This window comes from Clostridium liquoris (assembly GCF_002995785.1).
Classification (GTDB): Bacteria; Bacillota; Clostridia; order Clostridiales; family Clostridiaceae; genus Clostridium_AO; species Clostridium_AO liquoris.
On record NZ_PVXO01000027.1, the window covers coordinates 1 to 18,743 of the forward strand.

General features: G+C 31.3%; 15 protein-coding genes and 2 pseudogenes. 14 read left to right on the forward strand and 3 right to left on the reverse strand.

What is annotated here, in order from left to right:
- Window positions 1-596 precede the first annotated feature (596 nt).
- Window positions 597-1,499: a chemotaxis protein gene (locus CLLI_RS04125; protein ID WP_106062974.1), complete on the reverse strand. Its 903-nt coding sequence runs from the start codon at window positions 1,497-1,499 to the stop codon at window positions 597-599.
- A gap of 226 nt (window positions 1,500-1,725) precedes the next feature.
- Here CLLI_RS04125 and CLLI_RS04130 point away from each other — a divergent pair, with 226 nt between their 5' ends.
- The 6 genes from CLLI_RS04130 to CLLI_RS04155 all read left to right on the forward strand — a co-directional run bounded on the left by CLLI_RS04130 (window position 1,726) and on the right by CLLI_RS04155 (window position 9,011).
- Window positions 1,726-2,745 carry a LacI family DNA-binding transcriptional regulator gene (locus CLLI_RS04130; protein WP_106062975.1) on the forward strand — a complete coding sequence of 340 codons (1,020 nt, stop codon included), beginning with the start codon at window positions 1,726-1,728 and terminating at the stop codon, window positions 2,743-2,745.
- A gap of 238 nt (window positions 2,746-2,983) precedes the next feature.
- Entirely contained in the window at window positions 2,984-4,537 is a 1,554-nt protein-coding gene (gene galT, locus CLLI_RS04135) for a UDP-glucose--hexose-1-phosphate uridylyltransferase (protein ID WP_106062976.1), read from the forward strand.
- Between the two features lie 16 nt (window positions 4,538-4,553).
- The gene (locus CLLI_RS04140) at window positions 4,554-5,732 is read left to right on the forward strand and encodes a galactokinase (protein ID WP_106062977.1); all 1,179 of its coding nucleotides are present in this window, start codon (window positions 4,554-4,556) and stop codon (window positions 5,730-5,732) included.
- 204 nt (window positions 5,733-5,936) lie between these two features.
- Window positions 5,937-7,367: an NAD(P)/FAD-dependent oxidoreductase gene (locus CLLI_RS04145; RefSeq protein WP_106062978.1), complete on the forward strand. Its 1,431-nt coding sequence runs from the start codon at window positions 5,937-5,939 to the stop codon at window positions 7,365-7,367.
- A gap of 21 nt (window positions 7,368-7,388) precedes the next feature.
- Entirely contained in the window at window positions 7,389-8,645 is a 1,257-nt protein-coding gene (locus CLLI_RS04150; RefSeq protein WP_106062979.1) for an NAD(P)/FAD-dependent oxidoreductase, read from the forward strand.
- Window positions 8,646-8,648: 3 nt separating this feature from the next.
- Entirely contained in the window at window positions 8,649-9,011 is a 363-nt protein-coding gene (locus CLLI_RS04155; protein ID WP_106062980.1) for a DUF1667 domain-containing protein, read from the forward strand.
- Window positions 9,012-9,047: 36 nt separating this feature from the next.
- Here the strand turns inward: CLLI_RS04155 and CLLI_RS04160 are convergent, their stop codons facing one another.
- A complete protein-coding gene (locus CLLI_RS04160; protein ID WP_207655073.1) occupies window positions 9,048-9,542 on the reverse strand; it encodes an FUSC family protein in 495 nt (164 codons plus the stop codon).
- Between the two features lie 322 nt (window positions 9,543-9,864).
- On the opposite strand from CLLI_RS04160, the gene CLLI_RS04165 reads away from it, so the two are divergent.
- The 6 genes from CLLI_RS04165 (at window position 9,865) to CLLI_RS04185 (ending at window position 15,748) form a co-directional block, all read left to right on the forward strand.
- Entirely contained in the window at window positions 9,865-10,701 is an 837-nt protein-coding gene (locus tag CLLI_RS04165) for a PRD domain-containing protein (protein WP_106062982.1), read from the forward strand.
- 153 nt (window positions 10,702-10,854) lie between these two features.
- Entirely contained in the window at window positions 10,855-12,297 is a 1,443-nt protein-coding gene (locus tag CLLI_RS04170; RefSeq protein ID WP_170063642.1) for a PTS transporter subunit EIIC, read from the forward strand.
- Between the two features lie 36 nt (window positions 12,298-12,333).
- Window positions 12,334-12,831, forward strand: coding sequence for a PTS sugar transporter subunit IIA (locus CLLI_RS15035; protein ID WP_170063643.1), 498 nt, complete (start codon window positions 12,334-12,336; stop codon window positions 12,829-12,831).
- A 43-nt stretch (window positions 12,832-12,874) separates the two neighbouring features.
- Window positions 12,875-13,135: an HPr family phosphocarrier protein gene (locus CLLI_RS04175; RefSeq protein ID WP_170063644.1), complete on the forward strand. Its 261-nt coding sequence runs from the start codon at window positions 12,875-12,877 to the stop codon at window positions 13,133-13,135.
- Window positions 13,136-13,147: 12 nt separating this feature from the next.
- A complete protein-coding gene (gene ptsP / locus CLLI_RS04180) occupies window positions 13,148-14,857 on the forward strand; it encodes a phosphoenolpyruvate--protein phosphotransferase (RefSeq protein WP_106062983.1) in 1,710 nt (569 codons plus the stop codon).
- 237 nt (window positions 14,858-15,094) lie between these two features.
- On the forward strand, window positions 15,095-15,748 hold the full coding sequence (locus CLLI_RS04185) for a TVP38/TMEM64 family protein (protein ID WP_242975524.1): 654 nt from the start codon (window positions 15,095-15,097) through the stop codon (window positions 15,746-15,748).
- 62 nt (window positions 15,749-15,810) lie between these two features.
- On the opposite strand, the gene CLLI_RS04190 is transcribed toward CLLI_RS04185, so the two are convergent.
- A complete protein-coding gene (locus CLLI_RS04190) occupies window positions 15,811-16,209 on the reverse strand; it encodes a hypothetical protein (RefSeq protein WP_106062984.1) in 399 nt (132 codons plus the stop codon).
- A gap of 248 nt (window positions 16,210-16,457) precedes the next feature.
- On the opposite strand from CLLI_RS04190, the pseudogene CLLI_RS04195 reads away from it, so the two are divergent.
- A pseudogene (locus tag CLLI_RS04195) lies at window positions 16,458-18,017 on the forward strand (DNA gyrase/topoisomerase IV subunit B); the annotation flags it as partial.
- Window positions 18,018-18,347: 330 nt separating this feature from the next.
- A pseudogene (locus tag CLLI_RS04200) lies at window positions 18,348-18,743 on the forward strand (DNA topoisomerase IV subunit B); the annotation flags it as partial.

Here is an 18,743-nt window from a genome sequence, read left to right on the forward strand (position 1 = left end):
GTATAGATATAATAATGAGAGAATACATTCCTCAATAGGATATGTACCCCCTCATGAGTATTATTTAGCAAATATAAGCTAAAATGAGTTTGAGTTAATATTGTCTATTTAACGGGGTGCTATCCGAGGATAATTTTTCTCCATTGTCATTACGAAAAGTTTTTAATTTAATAAGTTCACTAAATAGCACGCTTTGCGTGGTCCGAAGGAACTTAGAAATTAACTTTTTTGATTATAATAAATTGTATAATTTAGATATAGGAAAAATAGTCGATAGACTGCATAGCTAATATTAAGTTCTCAGTCTACGACTATTTAGGGATAAATTAAATTACTATTTATTTAAAACCAATAATAAATTTACCTAATCAATCCCTATGGGCCACGCATAGCGTGCTACTTAAGAGAACTATTTAATAAAAGATTTTTTCGTAATGTTAATGTAGAAAAATCATCCACATTTATTCTTTTTTCTTTCTTATTTATTATTTAAGAAAATTTTATTCAAAGCTTTTCTGTAGTGATAACGTAAGAAAAGCCTCCTTAACTGTCAATTGTCCTCTGTCATCTGTCAACTAAAAAATTGGTCACAATTTTTAAACATTCCCAATATAAGTATCTATTAAATTAACCAATTCCCCAATATCTGGCTTACTTAGCTGGGCATCTGCACCTACAGCTTCACCTTTATGTTTTAAGTCATCTGTTATAAGTGAAGAAAATATTATAACGGGAAGTCTTTTTAAAACAGGGTGCTCTTTTATTTTTCTTGTAAGAGTATGACCATCCATTTGCGGCATTTCAATATCTGTTATAAGCAGTTGAACGTCTTCTAGAAAATTTTCTTTTTTGTTTTCATATATACCGTATAAATAATCTAGAGCTTGTTTACCATCATTAAACATAGTTAAATTTTTAAATCCAGCCTTGTGAAGGGTATCAAGTAATAACTTTCTTATTAATGCAGAATCATCTGCTAAAACAATTTTAATATTAGACCTATCCTTATATTCAACTTTTACAACTCTATCCTCACTTATACCAGTGCTTGGATTAATATCTGTTACTATTTTTTCAAAGTCTAGTAATAATATAATTTTATCATCCAAAACTATATTTCCAGTAACCAATGAATTTGTTGATAAGTCATCCGGTTTTGTTATCTGTTCCCATTTAATACGATGAACTCCTACAATATTATCAATTTTAAAAGCTACTTTAATTTTGTTAAATTCACATATAATTGTTTTAGAGCTTTTGAAATCCTGCTTTTGTCCATCTAAAATATAATGCAAATCTAACAAAGTTATTATTTCATTTCTGCAAAGTATTAACCCAGCAATAGAAGGATTTGTTTGAGGAAGTTTTGTTAGATTGTCTACATCTAGTACTTCCTTTACCTTTATTACGTTTATAGCATAATGTTTATTATTTACTATAAATTCAAGTATTTCAAGTTCCCCTGTGCCAGTTTCTAGTAATATACCCTTATTATTCATAAATACACTTCCTTTTTTATTATGTTAAGTTGACATTTTATATAATGTTATTCATTCAATATTTCGAATGAAAAGTTCATGGCTTTAGTAGTAAATATCTTTGTTTTGGGCATACGGTATAATATAACATATATAACTTGAAAAGAAAATAACAATGTCTTTTATTGTAATTATATAATAAAAGAAATATAATTAATATAAGAAAAGGTTTTCTATGGAGGATTATATGAAAGTTACTATAGAAGATGTAGCAAAGGAATCAGGGTTTTCCATAACCACTGTTTCTAGAGTTATAAATAACAATTATCCTGTAAAAGATGAAACCCGCAAAAGAGTGGAGGAAGTAATAGATAAGCTTAATTTTCATCCAAATATTTTAGCAAGAGGACTTATAAATCAAAGGACTGATACAGTAGGTATTATAGTTCCTAGTAATACAAACCTATTTTTTCCTATTGTAGTTAAAGGCATTGACAGTGTGCTTAGGAAAAAAGGCTATACAATTTATCTTTGCGATTCAGATAATAATGAAGAGGAAGAGATTAGATATGCTAAGTCTTTGTTAAGTAGGGTAGTAGATGGAATAATAGTAATAGACCCTCAGACCTCAAATATGAAGAATGGATTTTATGAAGGAATTTCAAAGGAAGTACCTTTGGTATGTATAAATGGATATAATGAGGGTATAGATTGTAACTTCGTTTTAAATAATGAAGAAACTGGTGCAATTGAAGCCATGGAATATCTTATATCTTTAGGACATAGAAAAATTGCTTTTGTAAGAGGAGAAAAAAGTTATTCTTATGATTTAAAGGAAAGGGTATACAATGAAGTATTAGATAAGCACCATTATGGAGAATACAAAAAAGTTATCAATGTAGGATATGGAAATAAATATAATACAGTGGATACTACAATGGAAACCGTTGAAGATGTATTAAATAATGATAACCATCCTACTGCATTTTTTGCCTGTAATGATATTATGGCCTTAGGAGTATTAAATGCCTGCAAAAGGGCAGAACTAAATGTTCCAGGGGATATTTCTGTAGTTGGATTTGACAACATTATAATATCAAATTTAACAGAACCTAAAATCACTACAGTAGATCAGAATATGTATGAATTAGGAGAAAATGCAGCACAAATGCTCCTAAAGCATATTGATAAACACACTGGTAAATCAGAAAGAATTGTTCTCAATACAAAACTTATTATAAGAGACAGCTGCAAAAAAATTACATAGTAATTTTTTTAGAGTACAGAACACAGATAAATAATATTTGTAAAAAATAAATAAAAAATAATAAAGAATAAAAAATGTTGTTTTTTTAGCTATACTACACAGAATTATTAAATTTAAAATTTTTCATAATGTTAATGGAGAAAAATTATCCATATCTGTACTCTGTACTCTGTAATCTGTAATCTAAAAAAGTGTATCACATTTTTTAATAGAAAGGGTTTTCTAAGGGGGATTGGCTATGATAGTTATTGAAAAAGAAATAGAGCGTTTATTACAGTTTGCTGTGAAAAATGGATTGATAGATGAATTGGATATAATTCTTTGCCGAAATGGATTAATGGACTTGCTAAAGGTTAGGGAGCCCTATAAAGAGAAAATTGAAGAAGAAGTAGCAGATGAACCTGCTGAAATACTAAACAATATACTGGATTATGCTGTAGAGCAGGGAATTATAGAATATGATACAACAACATATAGAGATTTATTTGACGCTAAAATTATGGGAATTTTAATGCCAAGGGAATCAGAAGTAGTAAAAAAGTTTAGAGAAATATACATGAAAAAAGGGGCTAGGGAGGCTACAGAATATTTTTATAACCTATCCAAGTGTTCAAATTATATAAGAATGGATAGAATTAAAAAAAATCTCTATTGGCAGTGCAGCACAGAATACGGAGAACTGGAGATTACTATAAATTTATCAAAACCTGAAAAAGATCCTAAGGATATTGCCTTAGCTAAATCTGTTCCAACTGTAAATTATCCAAAGTGTTTATTATGTTTAGAAAACGTGGGGTTTGCAGGGAACACCAATCATCCTGCAAGACAAAATCATAGAGTAATACCTATGAAGTTAGGAGAAGAACAATGGTTTTTACAGTATTCACCTTATGTATACTATAATGAGCACTGTATTTTATTTAAAGAAGAACATGTACCAATGAGTATAAACGAAAAAACCTTTGAAAGGCTATTTAATTTTGTTAAGCAGATTCCTCATTATTTTATGGGTTCTAATGCGGACTTGCCTATAGTGGGAGGATCTATTTTAACCCATGAGCATTTTCAAGGAGGCAATCATGCATTCCCTATGGAAAAATCAAAAATTAATATTGCATTGAAAAACAATAATTATCCTAATGTAAAGGCAGGGATAGTTAATTGGCCTATGTCGGTAATTAGATTAACCAGTGAGGATATTAAAAGCTTAATAGGTTTATCAAATGAAATATTAAGCCTATGGAGAAATTATAGTGATGAGGAAGTAGATATACTAGCCTATAGTTATAAAAATGGAGAAAGAATATCGCATAATACTATAACACCTATTGTTAGAAAGACTAAGGATGAAGAATTTCAAATTGATTTAGTTTTAAGAAATAATAGAACGTCAGATAAATATCCAGATGGAATTTTCCACCCTCACAAAGAGCTGCATCATATAAAGAAAGAAAATATAGGTCTTATTGAAGTTATGGGACTTGCTGTATTGCCAGGAAGGCTATATAAGGAGCTAAAAGAAATAGAAGATATTTTATCAGGGAAAATTCATTATAACAATGATTTAATTAAGCATAATAATGAATTGCTAAAACATAAAGATTGGATAGAAGAGTTAATAGAAAAGTACGGAAGTAATTGCTCTGAGTTGGAAGCTAAAAGGTATATACAGCAGGAAGTGGGAGAAAAATTTTCACAGGTGTTAAAGGATGCTGGAGTTTATAAAAGTGATAAGGCGGGGAGAAAGGCTTTTATTAAATTTATGAATAAATTAGATTTTGAAGTGATTTAATGGGGGTAATGTTTTTATGGAGAACTTAAGGGTTTTGTTCAAAAACATTTATGGGGATAGTGAAGAAAAAGTTAACTTATTTTTTTCCCCTGGCAGAGTCAATTTAATAGGCGAACATACTGATTATAATGGGGGCTATGTATTGCCCTGTGCATTGGACATTGGAACTTTTGCGGTCATAAGAAAGAGAAAGGATAGAAAGGTGTTTTTTTCATCTGTTAATTTCCCACTGAGAATTGAAAGCTCCCTTGATAGTATTGTGTACTGTAAAGAAGAGGACTGGGCTAATTATCCTAAGGGAGTTTTAAAGATACTGCAGGATTTAGGATATAAATTTTTTGGGTTTGAAGTATTATTTAAAGGAAATATACCTAATGGAGCTGGACTTTCTTCTTCTGCGTCTATTGAAGTAGCTATGGCTGTAGCTGTAAATGAATTATATAAATTGAATATAAATATGATAGATTTAATTAAAATAAGTCAAAGAGCGGAAAATGAATATGTAGGTGTAAACTGCGGTATTATGGATCAGTTTGCAGTAGGTATGGGTAAAGAAGATAACGCTATTTTATTAAATTGTAGTACTTTAGAATATAAATATGTGCCTCTAAATTTAGGAAACTACAAAATCATAATATCCAATACAAATAAAAGAAGAGGATTAGCAGACTCTAAGTATAATGAGAGGAGAGCTGAATGTGAAAAAGGATTAAAGTATCTACAAAAAGGTTTAAATGTAAAAAATCTTGGAGAAATAACCCTAGAGGATTATACTAAATATAGTGAACTTATTCCAGATCACACTATTAAAAAAAGAGTAACACATATAGTATATGAAAATAGTAGGGTGCTAAAAGTAGTAAAAGCTTTAGGGAAAAATGATTTAGCTACATTTGGACAACTTATGATTCAGTCACATATTTCCTTAATGAATGATTATGAAGTAACAGGAAAAGAGTTAGATACTTTAGTTATGGAAGCTTTAAAAGTACATGGAGTATTAGGCTCACGTATGACTGGAGCAGGATTTGGAGGCTGTACAGTAAGCTTAGTGAAGGATAATGCCATAGATGATTTTAAAAAAATAGTTAGTAAAAATTATGAAAAGAAAATTGGTTATGAGCCTACCATATATGTGGTGGGAATAGGCGGGGGAGCTAGAAAAGTAAAGGAGGAAATGTTATGGCAATTTTAGTTTGCGATGGAGCAGGATATATGGCGAGGGCAAAAAATCAAATTGAAAAATGTTGAAAAATAAAAGAAATAGTGATATCATAGTTATGGAAATCTTTAATTAAATATTCATGGCGGAGAATATGAGAGCCTTAACTTAATTTAAAGGAAAAAATCTTCCTTTAAGGTGAGTGCTCTCATTTTTTGTTGTTTAAGGAGGAATAATATGTTTGATGTAACAGTAATTGGTGCAGGAGTTACAGGTTGTGCTATTGCAAGAGAATTATCAAAGTATAAATTAAATATATGTGTACTGGAAAAGGAAGTGGATTTATCCTGTGGTACAAGTAAGGCTAACAGCGGTATAGTTCATGCCGGAGAAGATCCTTTGCCAGGAACTTTCAAAGCAAAAATGAATGTCAGAGGAAATGAACTATTTCATAAACTGCAGAAAGAACTAGACTTTCCTTTTAAAAGGAATGAATCCTTAGTACTTTGTTTTAATAAGGAAGATATATATAAATTAGAAGAATTAAGACAACGTGGAATAAAAAATGGTATTCCAGATAATATGAAAATACTAAATAGAGAAGAAGCATTAAAATTAGAGCCAGCATTGTCAGACAAGGTAGTTGCAGCTTTAACCCTTCCCACGGGAGGAATTGTCTGTCCCTATGAGTTAACAATTGCTTTGGCGGAAAATGCTAATATGAATGGTGTGGAGTTCCTGTTTGAAAGGAAGGTACAGGAAATAGAAAAAAGAGAAGGATATTATATTTTACAAACTAATAAAGGAAATATAGAAACTAAATTAGTAATAAATGCAGCAGGACTTTATGGAGATGAAATAAACAACATGGTAAGCAGCATAAAGTATGAAATAATAGCAAGAAAAGGTGAATACATACTCTTTGATAAAGCTGTTGGAAATATGGTAACTAGAACTCTGTTTCAGCTTCCAACAAAAATGGGTAAGGGGGTTCTTGTTACCCCTACAGTGGATGGAAATTTACTTATGGGGCCAACCTCTCTAGATATAGAAGATAAGGCTAATGTAGAAACTACTGAAGAAGGATTAAACTCAATACTACAGAAGGCTAAGCTTATGGTTAAAGAAATTCCAACCAAACAGATTATAACCTCCTTTGCAGGACTTAGGGCTCATGAAGTCAATGGAGATTTTATAATTGGAGAAGCAGAAGATGCAAAAAATTTTATAAATGCAATTGGAATAGAATCACCAGGGCTTACCAGTGCTCCAGCTATAGGGGAATATATAACCAATATAGTAGTGGAAAAGCTAAAACCTGAAAAAAAAGAAAACTTCAATGCCATAAGAAAAGCTATGCCAAAGTTTAGAGAATTAAGTAATGAAAAAAGAAAAGAACTTATTAAGAAGGATCCGGCTTTTGGCAGAATAGTTTGCAGATGTGAAACTATTACTGAAGGAGAAATAAGAAATGCCATAAGAAGACCTTTAGGGGCCAAAACCATAGATGGAATTAAAAGAAGAACTAGAGCTGGCATGGGAAGATGTCAGAGCGGTTTCTGTTTAAATAGAGTTGTTGATATATTATCAGATGAATTAAATATTTCCCGCAGGCAAGTTACTAAGTTCGGTAATGATTCAAAGTTACTTATGGACAAAGGACAATAATTAAAAATTGGAGGGATAAATATGCAGCAATATGACATGGTAATAATCGGAGGAGGTCCAGCGGGACTTGCAGCTGCGGTGAAAGCTAAGGAAGAAGGAATTCATAGTATTTTGATACTTGAAAGAGATAAAAGTCTTGGAGGAATTTTAAATCAGTGTATACATAATGGATTTGGACTTCATACATTTAAGGAAGAGCTAACAGGACCAGAGTATGCTCAAAGGTTTATAGATAAGGTGGAAGAGGCAAAAATACCTTATAAATTAAACACCATGGTGATAGATATAAATGAAGAAAAGATAATCACCGGTGTAAATGATGTTGATGGAATACTAGAAATAAAAGCTAAAGCTATAATACTTGCTATGGGCTGCAGGGAAAGACCAAGGGGTGCTATAAATATACCAGGAAGTAGATGTGCAGGAATATACACTGCTGGAACGGCACAAAAGTTTGTAAATATTGAAGGAGAAATGCCTGGAAAAGAAGTGGTTATTTTAGGCTCAGGGGATATAGGTCTTATAATGGCTAGAAGAATGACTCTTGAAGGAGCTAAAGTAAAGGCTGTAGTGGAACTTATGCCTTATTCAGGTGGACTTAAAAGAAATATAGTTCAATGCTTGGATGATTTTAATATTCCACTTAAACTATCTCATACAGTGACAAAAATACAAGGTAAGGATAGAGTTACAGGGGTTGAAGTATGTAAAGTAGATGAAAAATTAAGACCTATAAAAGGAACAGAGGAATATATACCTTGTGATACATTGCTGTTATCAGTAGGACTACTTCCAGAAAATGAGCTTTCAAGAAAAGCTGGAGTAAGATTAGGTGTAACTGGTGGCCCAGAAGTGGATGAAAGAATGGGTACTAATATAGAAGGAATATTTGCCTGTGGGAATGTGCTTCATGTCCATGACCTGGTAGACTTTGTAACAGAGGAAAGTTATAATGCAGCTAAAAATGCTGCAGATTATATAAAGGGCAAAAAAGTACTGGAAGATGTAATAGAACTCGCAGCTGGAGAAGGGATAGGATATACTGTACCTAAATTTATACATAAGGACAATGTACAGCATGGTATTTTAGTAAGATTTAGAGTAAGAAATGTATATAAAGATAGCTTTATATCAGTTTATTTTGATAATAATAAAGAAGTACATCAAAAGAAAAGAGTTTTAGCTCCCGGGGAAATGGAAGATGTAAAGCTTACTGAAGAAATGTTTAATAAATATCCAAATTGTAAACATATTACTGTGAAGATAGAAGGTGTGTAAAAAATGGATTCTAGAGAATTAATATGTATAGGTTGTCCTATGGGATGTAATCTTCAAGTAGAGATAAATGATAAAGAAGTAACAAAAGTTTCAGGAAATATTTGTCCTAGGGGAAAGGCATATGCAGAAAAAGAATGTACAAATCCTACTAGAATAGTGACTTCCTCTGTAAAAGTGGAAAATGGACAAGTAGATATGGTATCTGTAAAAACAGAAAGAGATATACCAAAAGATAAGATATTTCAGTGTATGAAATGCATAAAAAAAGCTAAAGCTAAGGCTCCTGTAGAAATAGGGCAGGTTATTATAGAAAATGTAGCAGCAACAGGAGTAAATGTTATTGCTACTAAAAAAATCACAGCATAGTTTTATCTATAAATAATAGCTAATAATGTTAGTCCACTATGACCATAATGAACTAACATTATTTTTTATATTTTTAATATATTTAATATATTTAGCTTCAAAGAATTTATTCACAAATACAGCAATTATAACACCTATGGTGGTGTCTATTATTCTATTAATTGCATATATATCGGAAGGCATTCCTTTAAGATTTGTCATTATAGCTATAAAAACAATACAGCTAATTACAATAGAACTTTTTTTATTAAAAAGATTACATAAATATATAACTATTGCAATGCCAATGCCACAGTACAAAGGAGTAGTCTTAAGAAAATTAAAAAATATTAGTCCTATTGCCGCACCTATACATGTACCAATAATTCTACTTTTTCCTGCAGAATAACAATTACATGAAGTATCTCTCATGCAGCTAATTGCGGCAATACAAGCATAAAAAGGATAAGACCTATGAAAAAATTTAAACAATAGAACACATAAGAATACAGAAATAGATGTTTTTACATTATATATATCAATCTTTGGCATAATTTCTTCCTCCAAGTTTTGATTAAGATAAACAATATTATTTTATCACAAAAGCATATACTTTGTCCTGGAATAGAGCTATAATTTTTATAGCTGGCTTTTTGAAAATGCAAAATTAATTTAACATAATGGCAAATTATGTCGCTGATATGTTAAAATAATAGTGTACTGACTTATATGAAGAAAGTAAAAAAATATGGATAAATGTCAGAAAGTTTAAAAAAACCAGATAATATGTGTAATTATATATATAATATTAAATAATCAGCAAATATTAAGTTTGAAAATGGATAATAAATAATTTATAATTTAGGTGAGAAAAATGAATATAGAATATAAAATAATAAAAATTCTAAGCAATAATGTAATAGTTACAGAGAAAGATAATAAGTTATTTGTGTTAATTGGTAAAGGTATAGGCTTTGGAAGAAAAAAAGGAGATATAATATCCGAGGAGAAAAATATCGAGAATAAGTTTATACAAATCAATGATAAAGAAAAGAATGGTTATGAAAATATCTTAACAAGTGTAGATGAAAAAACTATTGCATTAACAGAGGAAGTAATTGCATTAGCTTCAGAAAGGTTGAATGAGGAATTAAATTCTCATATACATGTAGCCTTAGCAGATCATATAAACTTTGCTATAAAAAGAACTAAGGAAGGAATTGACATAGTAAACCCCTTTCTTTATGAAATTAAAACCTTGTATCCTACAGAATATTCTATAGGAGAAAAAGCTTTAGAATTAATAAAAGAAAAGTTAGGCATCAATCTTCCTGAAAGTGAAATCGGTTTTATTGCCCTTCACATTTATTCAGCCAGGGTAAATACTGATGTATCAGATAGTTTAAAAAACACAAGGATAGTAAAGGAAGTTGTAAATTTTATTAGTGAGAAATTAAATATATCCATAGATGAAAAGTCATTGGAGTATTCTAGACTTATTTCTCATTTAAGGTATGCTATTTACAGAATTGAAAATAATAAAAACTTAGAAAATATGTTTTTACCTTCAGTGAAAAAACAATTGAAAAAGGAATTTAAAATTTCAAAGGAAGTATGCAATTTTATAGCTGAGAAATTAGATAAAGAAATTCCAGAAGATGAAATAGGATATATTGCAGTTCATATACACAGATTGTTAGAAAAAAATTAAATATAATCAGGCGTGTTACTGAGAAAATCAGGCATGAGCCTTATAAAATGCTTTATGGGCATTTTATAGGTTCATGCTTTTTGCTTTTTATATAATAATTTTTGTGAATTAATATAAAACTAATATAAACAAATGAAATAAGGAGGGCTAAAAATGGCCAAAGGTAAAACTTTCAAGACATTGCAAAAGATAGGCAAAGCTGTTATGACGCCAGTATCTGTTCTTCCAGCAGCTGGAATTCTAGTTGCACTAGGCAGATGGTTTATGCAAGGTCATGGAATTATTAATGTAATAGGACAGATTATCTACAATGGAGGGTTGTCGGTATTTGTAAATCTACCTCTTATATTTGCTATTGGAGTTGCTATAGGATTTACAAGTAATATAGGTGTAGCAGGGCTTGCTTCAGCAGTAGGGTACGGAGTACTTACCAGTGTATTAAAAGTAATGGGAAATATTCAAAATATAAAAGCAAAAGGTATAGAAAGCATTGATATGGGGGTTTTCGGAGGAATTATAATTGGACTTATTGCAGCAAAATTGTATGATAAGTTCCATGAAACAAAACTTCCGCCATATTTAGGCTTCTTTGCAGGGAAGAGACTTGTGCCTATTGTTACTGCAGCAGCTTCTCTTTTAATTGGTGTGGCTTTTTCCTTCATATGGCCCCCAATACAAGCAGGTATTAACCAGTTTGCAAATTTTGCTACAGGTTCACCCTTTGGAGCAGGCATATATGCAGCAGGCAAGAGAGCTTTAATTCCTGTTGGACTGCACCATGTTTTCTACCCACCATTTTTATATGAGTTTGGTAGATTTACGGATCCAGCTACAGGAGAAATATTAAAGGGAGAGGCAGCAAGATATTTTGCAGGAGATCCTACTGCGGGATACTTTATGGCCAGTGAATTCCCAATAATGTTATTTGGACTTCCAGCAGCTACTTTGGCTATGTATTTAAGAGCAAAAAAAGAGAAGAAAAAGTCTGTAGCAGGTATGATGCTTACAGCAGCAGTTACATCCATACTTACAGGTATTACAGAACCAATAGAGTTTTCTTTTATATTCGTGGCACCACTTTTATACGTATTTCATGTTTTAGCAGCCTTTTTATCAGGTGTTTTAACTAAAGCACTTAATATTAGGCTTGGATATACTTTCTCTGCAAGTTTAATAGATTATGTGTTAGGTATAAGTAATTCCCAAAACGGTTGGAAACTATTTTTAATAGTTGGACCTATAATTGGAATACTATATTTTGTGGTATTCTACTATGCAATAAAAATATTTGACTATAAAACTCCAGGAAGAGAAGATGATGGTGAAACTGAAAGCCCTCAGGAGAATAAAAATTTAGATAAATCTTCAAGGGCTGCTAAAGTTTTAGAAGCCTTAGGAGGTAAAGAGAATATTGATGTTATAGATGCTTGTATTACAAGGCTTAGACTTACAGTTTACGATACAGCGAAAGTAGATAAAGCAAGATTGAAGGCTTTAGGCGCTGCAGGCACTATGGATGCAGGAGGAGGAAATATACAGGTAGTGTTTGGAACTGAAGCAGAAATGCTTAAAGATGAAATTAAAAAAATAATGTAATTTAATATAAAAGCTATGATTGAAAGGAGAGCATATATGTTTAATATTTTTAAGAAAAATAAAAATGAAGAAGATAATGTAGTAGAGGTTAAATCACCTTTTATAGGAAAATGTTTTGAAGTAAAGGATATACCAGATGAGGTTTTTGCATCAAATATGATGGGAGAAGGAGTAGGCTTTTCATCCAAGGATGGAATATTATATTCACCACTAGAAGGAGAAATAATTCAGGTATTTCCAACAAAACATGCAGTGGTTATGAGATCAGTAGAAGGGCTTGAAATATTACTTCATATAGGTATTGATACTGTGGAAATGAAGGGCGAAGGATTTGAGGCTTTTGTAAATAGTGGAGCCAAGGTTAAAGCAGGAGATAAATTGATTTCTTTTGATTTAAATTTAATAAATGAAAAGGCAAAATCCAATCTAAGCCCTATGGTTATAACAAATAAAGAAATAATAGAACATATAGAATTTAATTATGGAGAGGTAGATACTAATTCTGTAATAGCTAGAGTAAAAATTAAAAAGTAGATATAAAATATTAGGCCTTTAATTTGAAAGGAAGGATTTAATTATGATAGAAAAGAATACAATAATAAAAAATGAAACTGGACTACATGCAAGACCAGCAATGGAAGTAGTTAAGGAGGCTTCAAAATTTAAGTCAGATGTATTTTTAATAAAGAATGGAAATAGCTATAATGCAAAAAGTATTGTAAGCATTATGTCTGCGGGTTGCATAAAGGGAGACGAAATTACTATAAAAGCATCAGGGGAAGACGAGAATGAAGCTGTAATTTCCTTAGTAGATTTAATAGAAAATCATATAAGTTAGTAAGGGGGAATGATGTTGATAAAGGGAATAAGTGCTTCATCAGGTATAGCTATAGCTAAAGCTTTAGTATTAAAAGAAGAAGATAATGAAGTTATTAAAAAAGATGTAACCCAATATGAAGCTGAAAATGAAAGATTTAAAGAAGCTGTAGAAAAGGGTAAAAAGCAGCTTAAAAGCACCATCAATAGCACAATGGAAAAGTTAGGGGAAGAAAAAGCTAAAATATTTGAGGCCCATTTGTTTATGCTAGATGACCCAGAATTTGTTGGAGCTATTTCTTCAAAAATACTTGCTGAAAAAGTAAATGCAGAATATGCATTAAAAACCACTAGTGAAGAGCTGGCATCTATGTTTGAAGCCTTAGATAATGACTATATGAGAGAAAGAGCAGCAGATATAAGAGATGTTAGTAATAGGATAACAAGAATATTAAAGGGAGAAGAAAATCCATCAATAGGGGACATAAAAGAAGAGTGCATTATAATAGCTAAAGATCTTACCCCATCAGATACTGCTCAAATTGATAAGAAAAAAGTATTAGGTTTTGCTACAGAAATCGGTGGAGTAACCTCACATTCTGCTATTATTGCCCGTTCCATTGGTATACCTGCAGTGCTTGGTATAGGAAAAGAAATAAATACTATAAAGGAAAATGATTTGTTGATATTAGATGGGGATAATGGAATTGTTATAGTAAATCCTGATGATGAAACATTAAATAATTATAAAGGTAAAATGTTAAAAGATTGGGAATTCAAGAAAAATCTTATTCAATATAAGGAAGCAGAATCCATTACTCTAGACAATAGAAAAGTGGAAGTGGCAGCTAATATTGGCTCAGTTACAGATGCTTTAAATGCAATAAATAATGGAGCTGAAGGCATTGGACTATTTAGAACAGAATTTTTGTACATGAGTAAAGATGAACTGCCTAGTGAAAAAGAGCAATTCAATGCCTATAAAGAAGTATTAGAAAAATTAAAGGGAAAGCCTGTAATAATAAGAACACTAGATATAGGAGGAGATAAGAAACTTCCCTACCTTCCTATAGAACAGGAGTTAAATCCATTTTTAGGATATAGAGCAATAAGATTATGCCTGGATAGAAAGGACATATTTAAAACTCAATTAAGAGCCTTACTTAGAGCTTCTGTCTATGGAAATTTAAAAATAATGTTTCCTATGATATCAAATCTTCAAGAGCTAAGGGAAGCAAAAGCTGTATTAGAAGAATGTAAAGAAGAATTAAGAAAAGAAAAAATAGATTTCAATGATAAAGTAGAAGTTGGAATAATGATTGAGATTCCTTCAGCAGCAATTATTTCAGATGTGTTGGCTAAAGAAGTGGATTTCTTCAGTATAGGAACCAATGATTTAATTCAATATACTATAGCAGTAGATAGAATGAATGAAAAGGTATCTTATCTTTACGACTTCTTTAACCCAGCGGTGTTAAGGCTTATAAACATGGTAATAGATAATGCTCATAAAGAAGGAAAATATGTAGGTATGTGCGGCGAAATGGCTGGAAAAACTGAATTAATACCACTGCTTCTTGGTATGGGATTAGATGAATTTAGCATGAGTGTTTCTTCTGTACTTAAAGCTAGAGGTACAATAAGAAATTTAAAATATGAGGATTGCAGGAAGCTGGTGCCAAAGGCCATGAAGTTAGGTACCTCTATGGAAATAAAGAAATTTCTTAAAGATAGTGTTAAATAGTGTTATAGTGTTACATATTGTTACACAATTAAGGGGGATTTTTGCTAATCAAAAATCCCCCTTAATTTGTTCCAATTTATCCCAGGGGTCTGGCCCCAGGTTCCAGTTTATCCCAAGGGACTGTTTCCAAATTCATAAAATTTTATTGTTATTAATAGATTATATGATAAAATTATAATGAATATATTTTGTAATATGGTTTTAAGAGAAAAATATGGCAATTTGAAAGGAGCTATTATGAAAAAGGCAGGCATTTTAAAACTCTCCATGGTAATTATTATAGCTTTATTTGTATTTATTATTTTAGAGAAATTTAATTTTCATATAAGATCATTAAATATAGCTACTTTAGTCAATTATTTAAGAAATTATGGCCAATATGCAGCCATATGTTTCTTGATTATTTGCGGGCTAAAGCCTCTAATGCTTTTTTTACCAGCTGCTATGTTTTCTGTAGTAGGAGGAATTTTATTTGGCCCTTTTAAAGGTTTTATATTGAATATGACAGGATTTTTTTTATCTGGGACTTTGGCCTTTTATCTTTCTAGATTTTTAGAAAAATCTACTATAGACAAGATTCTTAAAGGACGAGCCATCAACATAAATGCCAACTTAGAAAAAAACGGATTTAAAATATTATTTTTATTAAGACTTCCTCCAATATTGCCATATGATCCACTAAGCTATACTTGCGGATTAACAAAGATAAAATATAGGGATTTTATTGTAGCTTCCCTATTAGGAGTAATACCTGAGACACTTTGCTATTCATTTATGGGACAAAATATATTAAATCCTTTTTCTCCAAGATTTATAATTCCATTAAGTATAGTAATAATTGCTACAGTTACATCTACCTATGTATTTAAAAAGGCACATTCACAACAATAGGAAACTACAAAGAACAAATAATAAGGGGGATTTTTGATAATCAAAAATCCCTTCAGCATTTATTATTTATAATTTATTATTTGTTCTTTATTATCGGGTGGTAAGAAAGCTGTGGCAAGTTTAATTAAATTTCTTATAGATTCTTCTGTAATAGGACTATTAAGATTTAGTCCCATAATTATTATTTGTGCCATATCTAATGCCTTTTGTTCTTTTATATCATTAGCCTCATCTTTGTAATTTGATTCCACATAGTTAACTGCTTTAGAAACAGCACGTAATATTTTCTTTACATTTTCATGGGTAGCATCTTCTTCACTTAATGTATTTAATATAGAAAGAGTTATTCCAAAATAATCATCTTTTATTGTAATTCCCTTATCCCTTAGAAGATAAAGAAAGTAACCGATACCCACAACTAGAAATACTATAAGAACATATTCAAGTATTATGTTTGACATAAATATCTCTCCTTATATATCTTCCTAATAATTTTATATGCAGATACAAGAGAAATGTAACCCTTAGAAATTTAATTAAAAGTTTTTCGCAATGCTAATGGAGAAAAATTATCAATATTTATTATTTATTCTTTAACATTTATAATTTATAATTGTCTCTGTCCTCTGAACAAAGGGAACGTTTGTTTTTCAAGGAGATATCTGATATAATTTTAATTTGTGAAGAGCTTAAAATAAGGAGGATTTTTATGGATAATGAAATTGAAAAAGCTTCCCTATATGATGTAACAGCCCTTACTTCACTTGAAAAGTTAGAGCCTGTGCGTGTAAGACCTGGAATGTACATAGGTTCCACAGGATCAAAGGGACTTCATCATTGTATATGGGAAATACTAGATAATGCTATAGATGAAATTTCCAATGGCTTTGGAGATAAAGCCGTTATTACATTAAATAAAGACAAAAGTGTAACTGTAGAGGATAACGGGAGAGGAATTCCTACAGGAATACATCCAGTAAAGAAAAAATCAGGAGTAGAGATGGTTTTTACAGAGTTGCACACTGGAGGAAAATTTAATAACTCTATTTATAAAACCTCTGGAGGTCTTCATGGGGTAGGAGCTTCTGTAGTTAACGCCCTTTCAGAATGGTTAGAAGTAGAGGTAAAACAAAATGGGAAAATATATAGGCAAAGATTTGAGTATGCCTATGATAAGCATTTAAAGAAGAAAATGCCTGGAACTGCAGTAACCAAATTGGAAGCTATAGGGAGTTCAAAAGAAACAGGTACAAAAGTCACTTTTATGCCTGATAAAGAGGTCTTTTCCATAGTAGATTTCAAATTTGACATAATAGACGAAAGACTTCAAGAATTGGCCTTTCAAAATAAAGGAATAACTTTAAAACTTATAGACAATAGGAAAGAAGAAACCATAGAAAAAGAATATCATTCAGAAAGAGGACTTTTAGATTTTATAGATTATTTAAATGAAAGTAAAACAGTGATTCATAATCCGCCTATTCTTTTTGAAGGTGAAAGAGAAATAAATGGAATAAATATGTATGGAGAAATATGTATGCAGTTTACAGATTCAACTACGGAATACATTGCAAGCTATGTAAATAATATTCCAACTACTGAATCCGGAACTCATGAAACAGGATTTAAGACAGGCATGACTAGAGCCTTTAAAGAATGGACTAAAAAGCTTAATCTTTTAAAGGAAAAGGATATTGAATTTGAAGGCGACGATTTAAGAGAGGGCATGACAGCTATAGTAAGAATAAAACTAAGTAATCCTATATTTGAAGGTCAGACCAAAACAAAACTTGGGAATAATGAAGCCTATACTATGATGAATGATTTAGCTTATACTAAGCTTTCTGAATGGATTGAGGATAACAAGGAAACAGCTTCTTTAATAATAAATAATGCACTTGATGCTGCGGGCAGAAGAGAAAAAATAAAAAAGATAAATGAAGCTGAAAAGAAAAAAATAGGAAAAGGAGCTGCTCCACTGGCAGGTAAAATTGCAGTGTGCACCCTAAAGGATTCTTCTATAGCTGAATTTATAGTGGTGGAGGGAGATTCTGCTGGAGGTTCTGCAAAACAAGCTAGGGATAGAAGATTTCAAACCATTATGCCTTCAAAAGGTAAAATAATGAATACAGAAAAACAGAAGTTGGAAAATGTATTAAGCAGTGAAGAACTTAAAATATTCAATACAGCCATAGGTACTGGTGTTCTTGATAACTATAAAGAAGAAGATTTAAAATATGATAAGATAATAATTATGTCGGATGCGGATAAACTATTGTCCCCTATGCAAGTAATTGCATAGTGATAACCTTGTGAACTGCGGGAAGTCCCTTAGAGCTTTAACTACTAAACTAATTTGGTGACATATTAGTGGCAAGGAGTAATTACCGAGGTATAGTAATAAGGTTAAAGATTGGGTAACCACGCAGCGAAGCTTCTTAAATTAAGAAGAACGCTCAACGATCATCCCAGGCATGGGAGTAGGAGAAATCCGAAGCGCAAGGCTCTTCTGTAAAACACAGAAGATGATGATATGATCTATGCCCTATAAGTCTAGATGGGACTTATGTAAATATATCGAAAGATAGGGTAGTAACAGGTAGACGGCTATCATATTAGAACACTATGGATGACATATATATATAGATATATGAAACCATTAATTACAAATGGACACTTATATATAGCTCTTCCACCACTTTATAAAGTCTATAAACAATCAAAGGGTGAGGAAGTAGTAAAATATGCCTATAGCGATGAGGAATTGGAAAGGGTAAAGAAGGAAGTAGGGAAAGGTCATTTAATCCAAAGATACAAGGGACTTGGCGAAATGAATCCAGAACAGCTTTGGGAAACCACATTAAACCCAGAAACAAGAACCCTGCAAAGAATTACTATTGAGGATGCAGCTAAAGCTGAAAAAATGGTGTCTTTACTAATGGGGGATGTAGTAGAACCGAGAAAAAACTATATGTACAAATACGCGGAATTTTAA

What these genes read in the sequence shown, in the direction of transcription:
- CLLI_RS04190 (WP_106062984.1), bottom strand. Translation starts at nt 16,209, where the DNA reads ATGTCAAACATAATACTTGAATATGTTCTTATAGTATTTCTAGTTGTG.
- CLLI_RS04165 (WP_106062982.1), top strand. Translation starts at nt 9,865, where the DNA reads ATGAATATAGAATATAAAATAATAAAAATTCTAAGCAATAATGTAATA.
- ptsP (WP_106062983.1), top strand. Translation starts at nt 13,148, where the DNA reads ATGTTGATAAAGGGAATAAGTGCTTCATCAGGTATAGCTATAGCTAAA.
- CLLI_RS04145 (WP_106062978.1), top strand. Translation starts at nt 5,937, where the DNA reads ATGTTTGATGTAACAGTAATTGGTGCAGGAGTTACAGGTTGTGCTATT.
- CLLI_RS04155 (WP_106062980.1), top strand. Translation starts at nt 8,649, where the DNA reads ATGGATTCTAGAGAATTAATATGTATAGGTTGTCCTATGGGATGTAAT.
- CLLI_RS04170 (WP_170063642.1), top strand. Translation starts at nt 10,855, where the DNA reads ATGGCCAAAGGTAAAACTTTCAAGACATTGCAAAAGATAGGCAAAGCT.
- CLLI_RS04160 (WP_207655073.1), bottom strand. Translation starts at nt 9,542, where the DNA reads ATGCCAAAGATTGATATATATAATGTAAAAACATCTATTTCTGTATTC.
- CLLI_RS04150 (WP_106062979.1), top strand. Translation starts at nt 7,389, where the DNA reads ATGCAGCAATATGACATGGTAATAATCGGAGGAGGTCCAGCGGGACTT.
- CLLI_RS15035 (WP_170063643.1), top strand. Translation starts at nt 12,334, where the DNA reads ATGTTTAATATTTTTAAGAAAAATAAAAATGAAGAAGATAATGTAGTA.
- CLLI_RS04175 (WP_170063644.1), top strand. Translation starts at nt 12,875, where the DNA reads ATGATAGAAAAGAATACAATAATAAAAAATGAAACTGGACTACATGCA.
- CLLI_RS04140 (WP_106062977.1), top strand. Translation starts at nt 4,554, where the DNA reads ATGGAGAACTTAAGGGTTTTGTTCAAAAACATTTATGGGGATAGTGAA.
- galT (WP_106062976.1), top strand. Translation starts at nt 2,984, where the DNA reads ATGATAGTTATTGAAAAAGAAATAGAGCGTTTATTACAGTTTGCTGTG.
- CLLI_RS04185 (WP_242975524.1), top strand. Translation starts at nt 15,095, where the DNA reads ATGAAAAAGGCAGGCATTTTAAAACTCTCCATGGTAATTATTATAGCT.
- CLLI_RS04125 (WP_106062974.1), bottom strand. Translation starts at nt 1,499, where the DNA reads ATGAATAATAAGGGTATATTACTAGAAACTGGCACAGGGGAACTTGAA.
- CLLI_RS04130 (WP_106062975.1), top strand. Translation starts at nt 1,726, where the DNA reads ATGAAAGTTACTATAGAAGATGTAGCAAAGGAATCAGGGTTTTCCATA.